Origin of the sequence: Microbacterium rhizomatis, assembly GCF_008710745.1 — a bacterium.
Taxonomy (GTDB): domain Bacteria; phylum Actinomycetota; class Actinomycetes; order Actinomycetales; family Microbacteriaceae; genus Microbacterium; species Microbacterium rhizomatis.
Genome location: NZ_VYSA01000001.1, coordinates 1,176,779 through 1,192,664, shown reverse-complemented (window position 1 = coordinate 1,192,664; position 15,886 = coordinate 1,176,779). Strand labels below are relative to the sequence as shown.

Annotated in this window: 14 protein-coding genes; 8 read left to right on the top strand and 6 right to left on the bottom strand. The window is 69.5% G+C overall.

What is annotated here, in order from left to right; genetic code table 11:
• Positions 1–32: 32 nt before the first annotated feature.
• Together ald and F6B43_RS05720 are read right to left on the bottom strand one after the other, a co-directional pair.
• Entirely contained in the window at positions 33–1,148 is a 1,116-nt protein-coding gene (gene ald, locus F6B43_RS05725; RefSeq protein ID WP_150447876.1) for an alanine dehydrogenase, read from the bottom strand.
• 35 nt (positions 1,149–1,183) lie between these two features.
• Positions 1,184–2,173 (bottom strand): asparaginase, encoded by a 990-nt coding sequence (locus F6B43_RS05720; protein WP_150447875.1) that lies wholly within the window; start codon positions 2,171–2,173, stop codon positions 1,184–1,186.
• Positions 2,174–2,231: 58 nt separating this feature from the next.
• Here F6B43_RS05720 and F6B43_RS05715 point away from each other — a divergent pair, with 58 nt between their 5' ends.
• The gene (locus tag F6B43_RS05715; protein WP_150447874.1) at positions 2,232–2,714 is read left to right on the top strand and encodes an OsmC family protein; all 483 of its coding nucleotides are present in this window, start codon (positions 2,232–2,234) and stop codon (positions 2,712–2,714) included.
• Here F6B43_RS05715 and F6B43_RS05710 read toward each other — a convergent pair.
• Positions 2,711–3,496: a lysophospholipid acyltransferase family protein gene (locus F6B43_RS05710; protein WP_425486800.1), complete on the bottom strand. Its 786-nt coding sequence runs from the start codon at positions 3,494–3,496 to the stop codon at positions 2,711–2,713. The genes F6B43_RS05715 and F6B43_RS05710 overlap by 4 nt on opposite strands.
• Positions 3,497–3,623: 127 nt before the next feature.
• Between F6B43_RS05710 and F6B43_RS05705 the strand changes: the two genes are divergently transcribed.
• Both F6B43_RS05705 and dxr read left to right on the top strand, forming a co-directional pair.
• Positions 3,624–4,577, top strand: a complete 954-nt coding sequence (locus F6B43_RS05705; protein ID WP_150447873.1) for an FKBP-type peptidyl-prolyl cis-trans isomerase — start codon at positions 3,624–3,626, stop codon at positions 4,575–4,577.
• Positions 4,578–4,697: 120 nt separating this feature from the next.
• Positions 4,698–5,783 (top strand): 1-deoxy-D-xylulose-5-phosphate reductoisomerase, encoded by a 1,086-nt coding sequence (gene dxr, locus F6B43_RS05700; protein WP_150447872.1) that lies wholly within the window; start codon positions 4,698–4,700, stop codon positions 5,781–5,783.
• 87 nt (positions 5,784–5,870) lie between these two features.
• On the opposite strand, the gene F6B43_RS05695 is transcribed toward dxr, so the two are convergent.
• The gene (locus F6B43_RS05695) at positions 5,871–7,541 is read right to left on the bottom strand and encodes a Mur ligase family protein (RefSeq protein WP_150447871.1); all 1,671 of its coding nucleotides are present in this window, start codon (positions 7,539–7,541) and stop codon (positions 5,871–5,873) included.
• Positions 7,542–7,619: 78 nt separating this feature from the next.
• Between F6B43_RS05695 and F6B43_RS05690 the strand changes: the two genes are divergently transcribed.
• From F6B43_RS05690 to F6B43_RS05680, 3 genes are all read left to right on the top strand, one after another.
• Positions 7,620–8,969, top strand: coding sequence for a M50 family metallopeptidase (locus F6B43_RS05690; protein ID WP_150447870.1), 1,350 nt, complete (start codon positions 7,620–7,622; stop codon positions 8,967–8,969).
• Between the two features lie 106 nt (positions 8,970–9,075).
• Positions 9,076–9,444 carry a YciI family protein gene (locus F6B43_RS05685; protein WP_150447869.1) on the top strand — a complete coding sequence of 123 codons (369 nt, stop codon included), beginning with the start codon at positions 9,076–9,078 and terminating at the stop codon, positions 9,442–9,444.
• Positions 9,441–10,697, top strand: a complete 1,257-nt coding sequence (locus F6B43_RS05680) for an RNA polymerase sigma factor (RefSeq protein ID WP_150447868.1) — start codon at positions 9,441–9,443, stop codon at positions 10,695–10,697. Before F6B43_RS05685 ends, F6B43_RS05680 begins: the two co-directional genes overlap by 4 nt.
• 8 nt (positions 10,698–10,705) lie before the next feature.
• Here the strand turns inward: F6B43_RS05680 and F6B43_RS05675 are convergent, their stop codons facing one another.
• The gene (locus F6B43_RS05675) at positions 10,706–12,610 is read right to left on the bottom strand and encodes an anthranilate synthase family protein (protein WP_150447867.1); all 1,905 of its coding nucleotides are present in this window, start codon (positions 12,608–12,610) and stop codon (positions 10,706–10,708) included.
• Positions 12,611–12,802: 192 nt separating this feature from the next.
• Between F6B43_RS05675 and ispG the strand changes: the two genes are divergently transcribed.
• Positions 12,803–13,954, top strand: a complete 1,152-nt coding sequence (gene ispG, locus F6B43_RS05670; RefSeq protein ID WP_211368026.1) for a flavodoxin-dependent (E)-4-hydroxy-3-methylbut-2-enyl-diphosphate synthase — start codon at positions 12,803–12,805, stop codon at positions 13,952–13,954.
• Positions 13,955–14,066: 112 nt separating this feature from the next.
• Here ispG and F6B43_RS05665 read toward each other — a convergent pair whose 3' ends face one another.
• Positions 14,067–14,717, bottom strand: coding sequence for a GntR family transcriptional regulator (locus F6B43_RS05665; protein WP_150447866.1), 651 nt, complete (start codon positions 14,715–14,717; stop codon positions 14,067–14,069).
• A 114-nt stretch (positions 14,718–14,831) separates the two neighbouring features.
• On the opposite strand from F6B43_RS05665, the gene F6B43_RS05660 reads away from it, so the two are divergent.
• Entirely contained in the window at positions 14,832–15,839 is a 1,008-nt protein-coding gene (locus F6B43_RS05660; RefSeq protein ID WP_150447865.1) for a 1-aminocyclopropane-1-carboxylate deaminase, read from the top strand.
• The last annotated feature ends 47 nt before the right edge of the window (positions 15,840–15,886 follow it).

The following is a 15,886-nucleotide window of genomic DNA, read 5'->3' as shown; positions in this document are numbered from 1 at the left end:
GGCGGCCGTACGGCCTCCGCGTCGCGCCCGTCTCAGGCGAGGACGTCCGCGAGGGATGCGGCAGCCAATCCATGTGCCGCGGCCACGCCCGCATTGACCACGGAGCCGCCCGACGTGTTGAGCCCGGCCGCGAGCGCGGCATCCGTCCGCAGGGCGTCCCGCCACCCGAGTCGGGCGATCTGGCGGATGTAGGGGAGGGTCGCGTTCGTCAGGGCTGAGGTCGATGTGTTCGGCACGGCACCGGGCATGTTCGCGACGCAGTAGAAGACGCTGCCGTGCACAGGGAACGTCGGGTCGGCGTGTGTCGTCGGATGCGTGTCCTCGAAACACCCGCCCTGGTCGACGGCGATGTCGACCAGGACGCTGCCGGCACGCATGCGTGCCACCATCTCGTTCGTGACCAGCTTCGGCGCCTTCGCCCCGGGGATGAGTACGGAGCCGACCACGAGGTCCGATCCGACGACCGCGCGGTCAAGATCGAGGGGGTTGGAGGCGGCGGTCTTGACCCGCCCCTGGAAGTGATCGTCGAGATAGCGCAGGCGCTGCACGTTCGTATCGAACACGGTCACGTCGGCACCGAGGCCGACGGCGATCACCGCCGCGTTCGCGCCGGCGACACCGCCGCCGATCACCGTCACCTGCGCGGGCCGGGTGCCGGGCACCCCCGACATGAGCAGGCCGAGTCCGCCCGCCGAGCGCATGAGGGTGGCAGCTCCGACAGTGGGTGCCAGGCGCCCGGCGACCTCGCTCATGGGGGCCAGGAGCGGGAGCCCGCCGCCGACCAGCTGCACCGTCTCATACGCGATCGCCGTGACGCCGTCGGCGACGAGCCGGTCGGTGAGCGGTCGATCCGCCGCGAGGTGCAGATAGGTGAAGATGAGCAGGTCGTCACGGAAATAGCCGTACTCGCTCGCGATCGGCTCCTTGACCTTGAGGAGGAGCTCAGCCCGAGCCCAGATCTCGGCAGGATCGTCGAGCAGCTGTGCACCGGCTTCCGCGTATTCCGAGTCCGTCATGGACGAACCGGCGCCGGCGCCGCTCTGCACGAACACCTCGTGCCCGGCGCGTACGAGATCGTGCACGCCGGAGGGGGTGAGGGCCACCCGGTACTCGTTGTTCTTGACTTCGGTGGGTACGCAGATCCTCATCGACTGGTCCTTCCCGCTCAGTGTGCGAGCGCTGTTCAGAAAGCGGGGCGGATCGCGCCCACATCGATCCCCCCGCCGGAGACCGACAGGGGGAGTGACGCCATCGCGTCGGCCACATCGCTCGACGCGAGCGCGCCTGCCCGCTCGAGCAGGCGCAGCGCGACCGCGGTGGCGGCGCGGCCGCTGCCGTCGAGCATCTTCAGGGCTGTCGTGGTGCCGTCGGGGGCGACCATCACCATGACGCCCTCGGCGCCGCCTTTGGCGAAGACGCCGAGACGCTCGATCACGATCGTGTCGGCGCGGCCGGGCCCATCGATCGTCCACGGGTTCTCGCGCACCGCGCGCACGAGCGCACCGGCGCTGCGGTGCAGGGCGAAGGGCGAGGTCTCGGACGCCGTGCCGATCCGGTGGATCGCCCTGGCGAGCCCGGCCAGGCTGGTCGTGTGCACCGGTGCGCCGCAGCCGTCGATCGCGGTCGCGACCGCCTTCTCGCCGGTGAGGCGCTCGACGAGTTCCTTGATCTGCACCTGCAGCGGATGCTGCGGGTCGAGGTAGGTCGCTGCATCCCACCCGTTCGTCACGCAGGTGAGGAGCATGGCCGCGTGCTTGCCGGAGCAGTTCATCCGCACGCGTGCGGGGGGCAGACGCTCGCGGATCAGCTCATCGCGTGCGTCGGAGTCACCCGGCCAGGCCGGCGGACAGCGGAGGGCCTCTTCGGTGAGGCCCGCCGAATCCAGGATGTCGCGAACCACGCCCACGTGACGATCGGTGCCGGAGTGGCTCGCCGTCGCGAGGGCGAGGCGCTCGCCTTCGAGCGGAGCGCCGGCGGTGAGGCACGTGAGGGCCTGGAGCGGCTTGAGGCTCGACCGCGGGAGGATCGGAGAGCTGGTGTCGCCGAGCTGCGTCGCGACCGTCCCATCCGGATGGAGCACGATCGCCGCGCCCGCGTGCCGGGACTCGACGAACCCGCTCCGCTCGACGACGGCGAGCTCCACGGCATCAGAGACGGTGAAGGTCTGCGGCACGACGCAAGCCTACCGCCGTGCCGGCTGAGCGCCGGGCGGCGCGTGTCAGACTGGGGATATGTTCGGCGAGCATCTCTACGCGTTGCACACCGTGTGGACCGGGGACCGGGGCACGGGCACGAGCGGGTACCGCGACTACGACCGCGCTGTGACGATCTCGATCGAGGGCAAGCCTCCGCTGGAAGCATCCGCCGACAAGCCGTTCCGCGGAGACGCGGGTCGCTGGAACCCGGAAGACCTCCTGTTGGCCGCCCTCAGCGAGTGCCACCTTCTCTCCTACCTGCACGCGTGCGTGCAGACGGGAGTGGTCGTGGTCGGCTACGAGGACGACGCGAGCGCAACGATGGTCGAAGACGGCAGGGGAGGGGGCGCCTTTCGCGAGGTCGTGCTGAGGCCCGTCGTCACGGTGGCGGACCCGTCGATGGTGGATGCGGCGGCCGCCGCGCACGCCCAGGCGCGAGAGTGGTGCTTCATCGCGAACTCGGTCAACTTCCCCGTCCGCCACGAGCCCGTCACCCGGGTGGCGGGCCGAGACGGCTAGCGCCGCTCGTGCGGAAGCACCTGTTTGATGCGTTCGATCGGGGTGCTCGCGGGCGCCTCGTTGTAGGCGCCGGCCAGCTCTTGGCCGGACAGGCCGTGGATCGCATCCATGATGTCGTCGGTGGCGAGCCGGCGCGCCTTGCCCGAATCTGCCGAGCCGTGCCGGGACAGGTCGAGCGGTTCTCCGAACCGGACCGTGATCTTCGCATTCAGCGACGGCATCCGCGCGCCGACCGGCATGGCCTTGTCCGTGCCGATCAGACCGACCGGGACGACGGGGGCGCCGGTCTGCAGCGCGAGGAAGGCGACTCCGGTACGCCCCTTGTAGAGTCGCCCGTCGAGTGACCGCGTGCCCTCGGGGTAGAGCGCGACCGCATTGCCCTCCTCGAGGAGCATGCGCTGCTGATCGAGCGCTGCGAGGGCTGCTTGACCGGCACCGCGCTGAACGGGAACCGCTCCGATCGCGGTGAAGAACTCTCGGGACGCCCATCCCGACACGCCCGTGCCGTCGAAGTAGCTCGACTTCGCGAGGAAGTGCACGGGGCGCGGGGACGCGATCGGGATCGCGATCGAGTCGATGAACGAGAGATGATTGCTCGCGAAGATGACCGCGCCGGAACGCGGGACGTTCGCCTTGCCTTCCACCCTCGGCCGGTAGATCAGACGGGCCAGCGGAGCGAGCACGAAACGGCCGAGAGCATATGTCGCACCCATGCGCCGCACGGCGGGGGGAGGATCGGATGCCTCGGCTTCTTCGGGGTCGGGATTCTCCTCGGAAGTCACCCGTCGAGGGTACTCCGCTTTCTATTCCGCCCCGTGCATGGCCCGCTCCCAGCCAGGACAGAGGAAATGTACGCGAGGATGGGGGTTCTCCCCTTCGCAGCCCAGTGCTTATCTGATGAGGTCCGTCGTGCGCATTCGTCCTATCGTCACTCTCTCCGTGATCGCCGCCGCAACGGCGCTCGTCCTGTCCGGATGCAGCGCATCCAGCACTCCCGACAGTTCCGCGAGTCCGTCCGCAACGGCTGCGGCCGATCTCTGCGCGGCGGCTGCCCCCTCGGGTCCCGCGTCGGAGTCAGTCAAGGTCGACGGTGCATTCGGGACGGATTCGGCCGCGACGTTCAGCTCGCCGCTCACGATCGACTCGATCCAGCGCACTGTCGTGACCGAGGGGAGCGGTACGCCGATCAAGGCGGGCGACCTGGTCGCCTACGGTCTGTCTGCGTACTCGGCAGATACGGGCGAGAAGCTCGGTGCGGTCGGCTACAACCCCGGTGAGGTCCTGCCCGCACAGGTGTCGACCACGAGTCCTCTCGGTCAGGTGCTCGGCTGCGCGACCCCCGGTACGCGGATCGTCGCCACGTTCCCGGCAAGCGAGAACTCCGCCGGCGAGGTCTACGTGTTCGACCTGCTGTCGGTCGTCCCCAACGCCGCGTGGGGCGCCGACCAGCCCCCGGTCGCCGGCATGCCCACCGTCACGCTCGATGGCACCGGAGCACCGACCATCACGCTCCCCGGCACCGCCGCACCCACCGAGGTCCAGCTCGCAACCCTCAAGAAGGGCGACGGGCCGGTCGTGGCATCCGGTGATCAGGTCCTCGTGCAGTACACCGGCGTGAAGTGGTCGGACGGCAGCGTCTTCGACTCGAGCTGGACCAAGGGTGCGCCGGTCGCGTTCGCGACGACAGGCGTCGTCGCCGGCTTCCAGCAGGCGCTCGAAGGGGCGACCGTCGGCTCCCAGGTTCTCGTCGTGATCCCCCCCGCTTTCGGCTACGGTGCGGATGCAACCAGCGAGCTGAAGGACGAGACGCTGGTGTTCGTCGTCGACATCCTCGGCGTGCAGCACGCCGCCGCTGCGCAGTAGCCCGCTGACACGCGACACGACGCGGCGCATGCAGTCACTAACATGACTGCATGCGCCGGCCGTGCCTTTCCGCGGCTTCGCGCGACACGACGCGGCGCATGCAGTCACTAACATGACTGCATGCGCCGCGTCATAGTTCTGGGTTCCACGGGTTCGATCGGCACGCAGGCGCTCGAGGTCATCCGCTCCCACCCGCGCCGCTTCGAGGTCGTCGGGCTGTCGGCGTTCACGAGCCGCGAGGCGATGGCCGCGCAGGCCGCCGAGTTCCAGGTCGATGACACCGCGATCGGGGCGGTCGAGGCCGAGCAGCTCGTGCGCGACATCGATGCCGACGTCGTCCTCAACGGGATCACCGGCTCGGTGGGGCTCGGTCCGACGCTCGCCGCGCTCGAGTGCGGGCGCATCCTGGCTCTGGCGAACAAGGAGTCGCTCATCGTCGGCGGCGAGCTGGTCACCGCGATCGCGCAGCCGGGGCAGATCGTACCCGTCGACTCGGAGCACTCCGCCATCGCGCAGGCCCTGCGCTCCGGCGAGAAGGCCGAGGTGCGCAGACTCGTGCTGACCGCCTCCGGCGGACCGTTCCGTGGCCGCTCGCGAGAGTCGCTGGCCGCGGTCACCCCCGCCGAGGCACTCGCCCATCCGACATGGGACATGGGCCGCGTCGTCACGACCAACTCCGCAACACTCGTCAACAAGGGGCTGGAAGTCATCGAGGCGCACCTCCTGTTCGATGTCGACTACGAAGACATCGACGTCGTCGTGCACCCGCAGTCGATCGTCCACTCCATGGTCGAATTCATCGACGGGTCCACGATCGCCCAGGCCTCACCTCCCGACATGCGCCTGCCGATCTCGTTGGGCCTGGATTGGCCGCAGCGCATCGGCGGCGTCGGTCGTCCGCTCGATTGGACGACGGCGTCGTCGTGGACGTTCGAACCGCTCGACCAGGTCGCATTTCCCGCAGTCCGGCTCGCCAAGAGCGTAGGGCGGGCCGGGAGCACGTACCCGGCCGTCTTCAACGCCGCCAATGAGGAGGCCGTGGACGCGTTCCATGAGGGTCGGCTCGCCTTCACCGGCATCGTGGAGACGATCGAGCGTGTCGTGGACGCGCACGAGCCGCCGGAGCAGCTCACGCGCGAGGCGCTGACGGCGGCGGAGGAATGGGCGCGGAGGGCCGCGGAGCGCGTGATCGCCGCATCCGACTGAGGCGTTCGTCTCTCGGAGACCTGCACTGAGCGAGCGTACTGACCCACCGGTCGTCGAGCGACGAGCGAAGCGAGGGGACGAAGCGCTCTATTCCGGGTAGACCGGGCGCAGCGGATCGGATGCGGGGGTCTCGTCGTCGGGGTAGGGCACCGGCCAATGCGGCTCGGGTACGGGCCACCCCGCCTCGCGCAGTGCGCGCCGCGACAGCTCGCGGGCGGAGTAGGGGGTGCGGACGCCGCGGATGTCGCGATAGTCCTGGTGTCCTGGCCCGGCCCAGAGGATCGCATCCCCCTCGCCGACGAGGGCGACAGCCTCGATGATGGCGCGCTCCGGGGGCGAGTACTCGTGGATCTCGGCGTCCGGACGCGCGAGACGCGCTCCCTCGATGAGGGTGGCCCTGATCGAGTCGGGATCCTCGAACCGCGGGTGGTGGTCGGTGATGACGAGGATGTCGCTGCCCTCCACGCCGGTTCGCCCCATGTCGTGCCGCTTCGTGGCGTCGCGATCGCCGTCGGCGCCGAACAGCATCACGACCTTGCCGGGCGTCACACGACGGACGGCGCCGAGCGTCTTCTCGAACGCGTCGGGGGAGTGGCCGAAGTCCACGTAGACGGCCGGGCCGTGGTCGCCCGAGACCCGTTCGGTGCGGCCGGGGAGGTACGCCTCGATCGCGCCGTCGCGGGCGAGCGCCGATGCGATGTCGTCCCACGCGTAGCCCGCCTCGAGCATCATGACGATCGCGAGACCGGCATTGGCGGCCATGTGCCGCCCAATGACGGGCACGATCGTGGTCAGCGAGCGGCCGTCGACCGATGAGGCCAGCGTGAACTCGGTGCCGGTCTGTCGCTCGGCGACGATCTCGACCGTCCAATCGGCTGCGGCCGCAGCGACGGGATCCGCCGCGATCGCCGGCGCTCCCACGGTGACATACGGGACCTCGCACCGGGCGACCACCTCGGTGCCCGAGGCGGAATCCAGCGATATGACGGCACGCTTGGCGCGGTCGGGGCGGAAGAGCGGAAGCTTCGCCTCGAAGTACTCCTGCATGTCTGCGTAGTCGTCGAGGTGATCGTGCGTGAGGTTGGTGAAGCCCGCGACATCGAAGAGGATGCCGTCCACGCGGCGCCGACTGAGCGCCTGCGCGCTCACCTCCACCGCGACGGCCTCGACTCCGCGCTCGCGCATGAGCGCCAGCAGAGCGTGCATCTCGGACGCCTCGGGCGTCGTGAGGCGTGACACGATGACCTGGCCGGCGATATGACGTTCGGCCGTCGAGGACAGGCCGGCGGTGACGCCGATCTGCGTCAGGATGCCCTCCAAGAGGTGCGAGACGCTCGTCTTGCCGTTCGTGCCGGTCGTGCCGAACAGGAGCGGCAGATCGTCGCCGGGTCCGGTGCCGTAGACCCAGGCCGAGAGCTCGCCGAGCACGCCGCGCGGATCTCCCACGACGATGATCGGGATGCCGGCCTCTGCCGCGATGTCCGCTCCGGCCGCGTCCGTCACGATCGCGACGGCGCCCTTCTCGGCCGCGGCAGCAGCGAAGTCCGCTCCGTGGCGGTTGGCGCCTCGGATCGCGACGAATACCTCACCCGGTCGCAGATCGGCGGTCGCGAGGGTGACTCCGCTGACCTTTCGCCCGGCCGTCTCACCGCGCACCTCCTCGGCGAATCGCGCGGCGAGGTCGTCGAGCGCGCGCACGGGCGGTGCGTCGGGTCGCAGGACGGGCGGGAGGTTCGAGGGCGCGGCATCGGTCGGCATGGCCCGTCCATCCTCTCATCCACCGGTCCCGGCCAACGGTTCGGCGAACTCAAAGCCAACCGCGAGTACCGTGAGCTTGTGACCGTCGTCGCCTACATCATCGGCTTCGTCCTGCTCTTCGTGGGACTCGGGGTCTCGATCGCGCTCCACGAACTCGGTCACCTCTTCCCGGCCAAGAGATTCGGCGTCCGGGTCGGTCAGTACATGATCGGCTTCGGTCCGACGCTGTGGTCGCGTCGGATCGGCTCGACGCAGTACGGCTTCAAGGCGCTCCCGCTCGGCGGATACATCTCGATGGCGGGCATGTACCCCCCTTCGCCCAAGGAGCGGGCGGCCGCAGCCGCCGGATCTGCGTCGGGGCGCGCGGGCGGCGGATTCTTCGCCACGATGGTGCAGGACGCGCGGGTCGTCAATGACGAGACACTGATCGCGGGCGAAGAGACCGGCGTGTTCTACAAGCTGCCGGTCTGGAAGCGCGTCGTCATCATGCTGGGCGGGCCGATCATGAACCTGCTGTTCGCGATCGTCCTCTTCGCGATCCTGTTCAGCGGTATCGGTGTGCAGACCGCATCGACGACAGTCGCGAGCCTCAGCGCGTGCGTGATCCCCGCCGACGCCGGGCGCACCGACTGCGTCGCGAGCGACCCGACCGCCCCGGCCGCCGCCGCGGGCCTTCTTCCCGGTGACACGATCGTCTCGATCGACGGCACCGCGGTGACCACCTTCGATGAGGCATCCTCGATCATCAAGGCTTCCCCCGGGCGCACCCTCACCTTCGTGATCGATCGGGGCGGCAACGAGATGTCGATCGCCGTCACGCCGCTGCTGGCGACCCGGCCCGTGCTCGATGCCGACGGGAAAGCTGTGCTGAACCCCGACGGCACCCCGCAGACCGTGGATGTCGGTTTCGTCGGCATCAGTCCGCAGTCCACTCTCGTGCCGCAGCCGATCTGGGCGGGTCCCCAGGCGGCGTTCGAGAATGTGGGCGCCGTGGCGGGGATCATCTGGCAGCTCCCGGTCAAGGTGTACGACACGGCGGTCACCCTCATCACCGGTGGGGAACGCGACCCGAACGGGCCGCTGAGCGTTGTGGGTGCGGGAATCATCGCGGGCGAGGTCGCCGCTTCCGACGCGCCGATCCTCAATCGCGTGTCCGGATTCCTCGGCCTGCTCGCCTCGCTGAACATCGCGCTCTTCGTCTTCAACCTCATCCCGCTGCTGCCCCTGGACGGCGGTCACATCGTGGTCGCCGTGTGGGACGGCATCAAGCGCGCGTGGGCGAAGCTCTTCCGGCGCCCGCCGCCCCGGCCGGTGGACGCGACCAAGCTCGTGCCCGTGACCTTCGTCGTCGTGATCCTCCTCATCGGGATGGGGGCGATCCTGATCCTCGCGGACATCATCAACCCGCTGTCGATCCTCAGCCCGTAGCCGCGGCATCCGGTGCGCCGGGAATCTTTTTCCGGGCCAGTGTCGATTTCGGGCTTGCCCGTTCGCTGTGGGGATGAAACGGTTCCCATGACGAAAGGACACGACCGTGAAGTACGTCATCATGTTCACCTCCACACCTGAGCTCGACGCTGCGGTGTCGCCCGAGCACGCCGAGCAGGTCTACCGCCGGGTCTATGAATGGTTCGGAACACACGGCAGCGTGATCTCAGACGCCGGGGCCGAGCTGCAGCCCGTGACCACCGCGACCACCGTCCGGCAGGGCGACGGGGCGCCTGTGGTCGTCGACGGCCCGTTCTCCGAGTCGAAAGAGGTGATCGGTGGATTCAGCGTGCTGGACGTCGCCGATCTCGACGCTGCCATCGCGATCGTCAAGACGTGGCCGATGCTCGAGCTGCCCGGCACGTCGGTCGAGATCCGCCCGATGGTGGTCGACTACAGCCACATGGAGCAGTGAGCGGAGAGGATGCCGCGGCGCCAGGTCGCCCAGATGACCGGGCCGCGGCATCCGATCGCCTCCTCGCCCGTGTGCTGCGGGAGGAATCCGCACGTATCGTCGCGGCGCTCACGAGCTGGTCGGGCAGTCTCGACGTCGCCGAGGAAGCGGTCGCGGGCGCGATCGAAGTCGCCCTGCGCGAGTGGCGGGTGCGCGGAGTGCCGCCGAACCCGGGCGCGTGGCTCACGCAGACGGCCCGGCACGACGCACTCGACCGGATGCGGCGCGAGAAGCGCTATCGCGAGAAGCTCGTTCTTCTCGCCGAGCCCGAGGATATGCCTTCCTCGGCGGCCGACGCCGGGCCCGACGAGCGACTGCCGTTGCTGTTCGGATGCTGCCACCCGGCCCTCTCGCCGGACGCCCAGCTCGCGCTCACCCTGCGTGCGATCTGCGGGTTGACGACCGCACAGATCGCCCGTGCGACGCTGACGCCCGAGGCGACGGTCGCTCAGCGGATCGTCCGTGCGAAGCGCAAGATCGCCGCCGCGGGGATTCCCCTCCGGATTCCGGAGGGCACGGAGCGGGCGGGACGCCTCGACATCGTCTTGACCGTCGTCTCGGTGATGTACAGCGAGGCGCACCTGGTCGCGGGCGGCGATGCGGCGGCCGATCGCGATCTCGCGGAGGACGCGGTCTGGCTGGCGCGGGTGGTGGCCCACGAACTTCCGCAGGAGGCCGAAGCGCAGGGCCTGCTCGCGCTGCTGCTGTTCCACCGGGCGCGCGAAGGCGCCAGGGCCGTGGACGGAGAGCTCGTGCTGCTCACGGACCAGGACCGCAGCCGCTGGGATCCGCGTCTCATCGCAGAGGCGCAGCGCGCGCTCGAGAGGGCGGCGATGCTTCGTCGCCCGGGGCGTTGGCAGCTGCACGCGGCGATCGCCGCGTGCCACTCGGACGCTGTGAGCGACGAAGCCACCGACTGGCTCCAGGTGCTGACCCTCTACGACATGCTCCTCGCGTACGACCGGTCGCCGATCGTGCTGCTCAACCGAGCGGTCGCCGTCTCGCGCGTAGACGGCCCCGCTCGCGCACTGGTGGAGGTCGACGCGCTCTCCGAACCTCTCTCCGGGTATTACCTCTGGCATGCCGCGCGCGCCAGGATGCTGCACGCAATCGGTCGGGCAGACGAAGCGCTCGCCGAGGACCTGTGCGCCCTCGAGCTCACCGCGAACGCTGCCGAGCGGCGGCTCCTGGAACGACGGATCGGCGAACGCTAGGGACCTCGTCAGGCCTCGACGGGGGTCAAGGCGTGCGTGACGAGTCTCTCGAGGGTCGTCATGCCGTCGCGGGACAGGATGGACTCGAGGTGACCCTGCACAGACGCGAAACCCGGCCCGCGCAGCGCGTAGACGTCGCCCGATGCGTCGGCGGCGACGTCTGCGACCCCGACCCGCGTGGTCCCTGCCGGCACACGGGCGGTGAACGTGTTGTAGAACCCGATCGAGGCCGGTGCATCGAATACGTCCACGGTGCGCTGCAGTCCCTGATGCGGCGAGGCGAGCGGTGCGAGCTCGATGCCCAGGGAGTCGGCGAGGATCTGATGACTCAGGCACACTGCCAGCAGCGGGCGGCCCGCTGCCCTGCGCCGTGACACGACCTCGCGCATGCGGCGCATCCGCTCGCTGTCGGGGTCACGGGGATCACCCGGCCCCGGGCCGCACACCACCAGCTCGGCATCGTCGACCTGCTCGTCGGTGACCTCGCCCCACGGCACGATCGCGACGTCCAGCCCGAGGTGGCGCAACTGGTGCGCCAACATCGTCGTGAACCGGTCCTCGGCGTCCACCACGATCGCCCTCCGGCCCTCCAGGGGTCCGCCGGTATCGGCATCCTGCGGATTGAGCCAGAACGCCGCCAAGCGCGCGTTGCGCGATTCCAGGAGCGCTGCGATCGCGGGATCGTCGGCGAGCCGCCCCGCGGGTGCCGGCGCGTCGGGATCCGTCGCGCGGACATCTCCGGCCGCGTCGCGTGCGACCGCGCCGATCGCGCCGAGCACCCCGGCCGCCTTGCCGTGCGTCTCGCCGACTTCGCCAAAGGGATCGGAATGGCGCACGAGCGTCGCTCCGACCGGCACCCGCAGCCGGCCGTCCTGAAGATAGGCGGTGCGGATGAGGATCGGCGCATCGAGGTCGTGCGTGGGTCCGTCCGTGTCGGCGGCGGGGGTGAACAGCGCCGCGACGCCCGAGTAGTAGCCGCGGGGCGTCGTCTCGTGGCGGGCGATCACCGTGCACGCGTTCTGCATCGGAGACCCCGTCACGGTCGGCGCGAACATCGTCTCGCGCAGGATGTCGCGCGGATCGAGCCGGCTCCGCCCCCGCAGCACGTACTCGGTGTGCGTCAGGCGCGACATCTCCTTGAGGTGGGGCCCGGTGATGCGGCCGCCGTCCGAGCAGACCGCGCTCATCATCTTGAGCTCCTCGTCGACGACCATGAAGAGCTCTTCGGTCTCTTTCGTCGACTCGAGGAACTCCGTCAGCGTCTCGACCGTCGCGCCTCCGGCAGGATGCCGGAATGTGCCCGAGATCGGGTTCATGCTCACAACACCCGCGCGCGCGCTGACGTGCGCCTCAGGGCTCGCGCCCACCGCGACGTGCCCGGGGGTGACGACGGCGAACGTCCAGTACGCCCCGCGTTCGTGCTCCAGCAGTGCGCGGAACCACGTCAGCGCGGTGACGCGCTCGTCGGCGTCGACCGTCGCGGTGTAGTCGCGGCGGATGACGAAGTTCGCTCCCTCGCCGTGCCCGATCTCGTCGGCGATCACGCGGCGGACGATGGCGGCGTAGTCCTCGTCGGCGATGTCGAAGCCGGCATCCTGCAGCGCAATGGGGGTGGTCGGGAGCTGCGCGAACGCCTCCGCCCGGCTGATCGACTCGTGGCGGTCGACGACCAGGCAGCGCAGCGGCGCCCCGTCGTCGTGGCACACGAAGCCGCGCTCGCGCACCTGTCGGAACGGAACGAGCGCGAGCACCTCACGGCGGTTGCCCGCGGCATCCGTCAGCGGGATGTCGGCGAGCAGGTCGACGTCCACCACGTCGCCCGTGAGGATCTCGACGGTGTCGCGATCACGGGCGATGAGGGCGAACGGCGCGTCGCCGATGGCGAGAGCTGTGAGCGAGAGGGGGGCGGTCATCGTCGTCTTTCGTCGTGGGGCGGTCGCCCACAAGCGAAGAAGACCGCCCGGAAGCGGTCTGTTGCGTACGAACACACACCGCGTTATGCGCAGTGCCACCAGGTGCGGTTCGCGGACATGGGGCCGAACCTACCACACGCTCCGAGGGCTTCGTCCGCCTCGTCCGGCGTCCGGCGGCGTAGGCTGGATGCTGTGCCAGCAGTGAATCTCGGGATGCCCAAGGTCGCCCAAGTCCTCGCCCCCCGACGCAAGTCCCGGCAGATCCGCGTCGGCAAGGTGCTGGTCGGCGGTGACGCGCCGGTGAGCGTGCAGTCGATGTGCACCACGCCGACGACGAACATCAATGCGACGCTGCAGCAGATCGCCGAGCTGACCGCATCCGGGTGCGAGATCGTCCGCGTCGCCGTGCCGTCGCAGGACGACGCCGACGTGCTGCACATCATCGCGAAGAAGAGCCAGATCCCGGTGATCGCCGACATCCACTTCCAGCCGAAGTACGTCTTCCAGGCGATCGATGCCGGCTGCGCCGCTGTGCGAGTGAATCCGGGCAACATCCGCAAGTTCGACGACCAGGTCGGCGCGATCGCGAAGGCCGCGAAAGACGCCGGTGTGTCGCTCCGCATCGGCGTGAACGCCGGCTCGCTCGACCCGCGGCTGCTCGAGAAGTACGGCAAGGCCACACCCGAGGCGCTGGCCGAGAGCGCGCGCTGGGAGGCGAGCCTCTTCGAGGAGCACGATTTCCACGATTTCAAGATCTCGGTCAAGCACAACGATCCGGTGATCATGGTGCAGGCCTACCGCCTCCTCGCCGAGATGGGCGACTGGCCGCTTCACCTGGGGGTCACCGAGGCCGGTCCCGCGTTCCAGGGCACGATCAAGAGCGCGACCGCCTTCGGCATCCTCCTTTCCGAGGGCATCGGCGACACCATCCGGGTCTCGCTGTCGGCGCCCCCGGCCGAAGAGGTCAAGGTGGGCCTGCAGATCCTGCAGTCGCTGAACCTCAGGGAGCGCAAGCTCGAGATCGTCTCGTGCCCCTCGTGCGGTCGCGCGCAGGTCGATGTCTACTCGCTCGCCGACAGCGTCACCGAGGGCCTCAAGGACGTCACCGTGCCCCTGCGCGTCGCGGTCATGGGCTGCGTCGTGAACGGCCCCGGCGAGGCCCGCGAGGCCGACCTCGGTGTGGCCTCCGGTAACGGCAAGGGCCAGATCTTCGTCAAGGGCCAGGTCGTCAAGACCGTGCCCGAGTCCGAGATCGTCGCGACGCTGATCGAAGAGGCCCGCCGCATCGCCGACGAGATGGGCCCGGACGCCGCGCTCGGCACGGCCCAGGTCGTCACGGCCTGAAGTCGTCCCTTCGCACGTCGGAGGATCGGGCTCGGGTCGGAGGATTACGCCCGGATCGTCCGACATCGGGCACATCCTCCGACGTTCCGATTGACCCGGTGGAGCCGGCCGGTCAGTCCGCGACGTAGCTGAGCGAGAGCCAGTTCTCCCGGCTCAGGGTTGCGGCAGCATCCGCGTCGCCTGCACGCGCGGCGGCGATGATCGCCGCGTGTTGCGCGACCGAGTCGCGCGCACCGAACGACGCGAACCTCAGGCGCTCGACACGGCGCAACAGGGGAGTGGCGATCTCGAGGACCTCGGCGACCATGGTGTTGCGGCCGACGCGCACGAGCACCTCGTGGAATCGGTCGTCCTCGTGGAGCGCCGCCTCGGTGTCTCCGTCTGCGAGCGCCCGCTCGAGTGCCGAGTTGGCGTGCTCGAGCTCGGAGAGTTCGCTCTCGGTGAGCAGGGGGACGGCCAATCGCGCGGCGAGCTCGTGCATGGATGCGGCGACCTGCTGTGCACTGACGGTCGAGGCGGCATCGAACGGCGCGACGGTGGTCGAACGACCAGGTCGCGAGACGACGAGGCCCGCGCGCTCCAGTCGCAGGAGTGCCTCACGGATCGGGGTGCGACTGACCCCGAGCCATGACTCGATCTCGGTGTCGCGGAGGCGCTCTCCTGGCGCGAGCGTGCCGTCGACGATCGCGTCGCGCAGCGACATGTAGACGTTGTCGCGCAGGAGCTCTCGCGGCTGCACGCGCACGGCGGACGGGATCGGCATCTGGCTCCTCGAGGTTCTGCGCCCAGACTATCCGAGGTGCGCGATGAGATATGCAATATCCAACATGTTGCGATAGCGTGGCGCACACGATCTCGCCCAGCGAAAAGGACGACCATGGCCATCACCGACTTCGAGCGCTACCCCCTCACCTTTGGGCCGAGCCCGATCCAGCACCTGCCTCGGCTGACGCAGCACCTCGGCGGCGCCCAGGTGTGGGCCAAGCGCGAAGACGTCAACAGCGGCCTCGCGTTCGGCGGCAACAAGGTGCGCAAGCTCGAGTACCTGGTGCCGGATGCTCTGGCCCAGGGCGCCGACACGCTCGTGTCGATCGGCGGCTACCAGTCCAATCACACGCGTCAGGTCGCCGCGGTCGCCGCCAAGCTCGGGCTGAAGGCGCGCCTCGTGCAGGAGAACTGGGTCGACTGGCCCGACCCCCTGAGTGATCGGGTGGGAAACATCCAGCTGTCGCGGATCATGGGCGCCAAGGTCACACTCGACTCCGCCGGTTTCGACATCGGCATCCGCTCGAGCTGGCAGCAGGCGATCGACGAGGTCATCGCCGAGGGCGGAAAGCCCTACGCGATCCCCGCCGGAGCATCCGAACACCCCCTCGGTGGCCTCGGCTTCGCCAACTGGGCCTACGAGGTGGAGCAGCAGGAGCGCGAGCTGGGCGTCTTCTTCGACACGATCATCGTCTGCACCGTGACGGGGTCGACGCACGCCGGCATGATCGCCGGCTTCGCCGGCCAGGATCGCTCGCGTCGCGTGATCGGCATCGACGCGTCCGCCACGATCGACAAGACCCGCGCCCAGGTGGAGCGCATCGCCCGGCACACCGCCGAGCTGATCGGCCTCGGGCGCGACCTGCGTGACGACGAGATCACGATCCTCGAGGGGTGGGCGGGTGATCTGTACGGCATTCCGGTCGAAAGCACCCTCGACGCGATCCGCCTCGGCGGCTCGCTGGAGGCGATGATCACCGACCCCGTCTACGAGGGCAAGTCGCTGGCCGGCCTGATCGACCTGGTGCGCTCGCGCGAGATCCCGGCGGCGAGCAACGTGCTCTACGCCCACCTGGGCGGCCAGCTCGCCCTCAACGCCTACAGCGGCCTGTTCCGGTAGCCGCACGCATCGCCTGCGTCGATCGGTCGGCGTGGAGTGCGTAGGCT

Excerpts from the sequence above, each read along its gene's own strand:
- F6B43_RS05660 (WP_150447865.1), top strand. The coding sequence starts at position 14,832 with ATGGCCATCACCGACTTCGAGCGCTACCCCCTCACCTTTGGGCCGAGC.
- F6B43_RS05695 (WP_150447871.1), bottom strand. The coding sequence starts at position 7,541 with ATGCCGACCGATGCCGCGCCCTCGAACCTCCCGCCCGTCCTGCGACCC.
- F6B43_RS05665 (WP_150447866.1), bottom strand. The coding sequence starts at position 14,717 with ATGCCGATCCCGTCCGCCGTGCGCGTGCAGCCGCGAGAGCTCCTGCGC.
- F6B43_RS05675 (WP_150447867.1), bottom strand. The coding sequence starts at position 12,610 with ATGACCGCCCCCCTCTCGCTCACAGCTCTCGCCATCGGCGACGCGCCG.
- F6B43_RS05715 (WP_150447874.1), top strand. The coding sequence starts at position 2,232 with ATGTTCGGCGAGCATCTCTACGCGTTGCACACCGTGTGGACCGGGGAC.
- dxr (WP_150447872.1), top strand. The coding sequence starts at position 4,698 with ATGCGCCGCGTCATAGTTCTGGGTTCCACGGGTTCGATCGGCACGCAG.
- ald (WP_150447876.1), bottom strand. The coding sequence starts at position 1,148 with ATGAGGATCTGCGTACCCACCGAAGTCAAGAACAACGAGTACCGGGTG.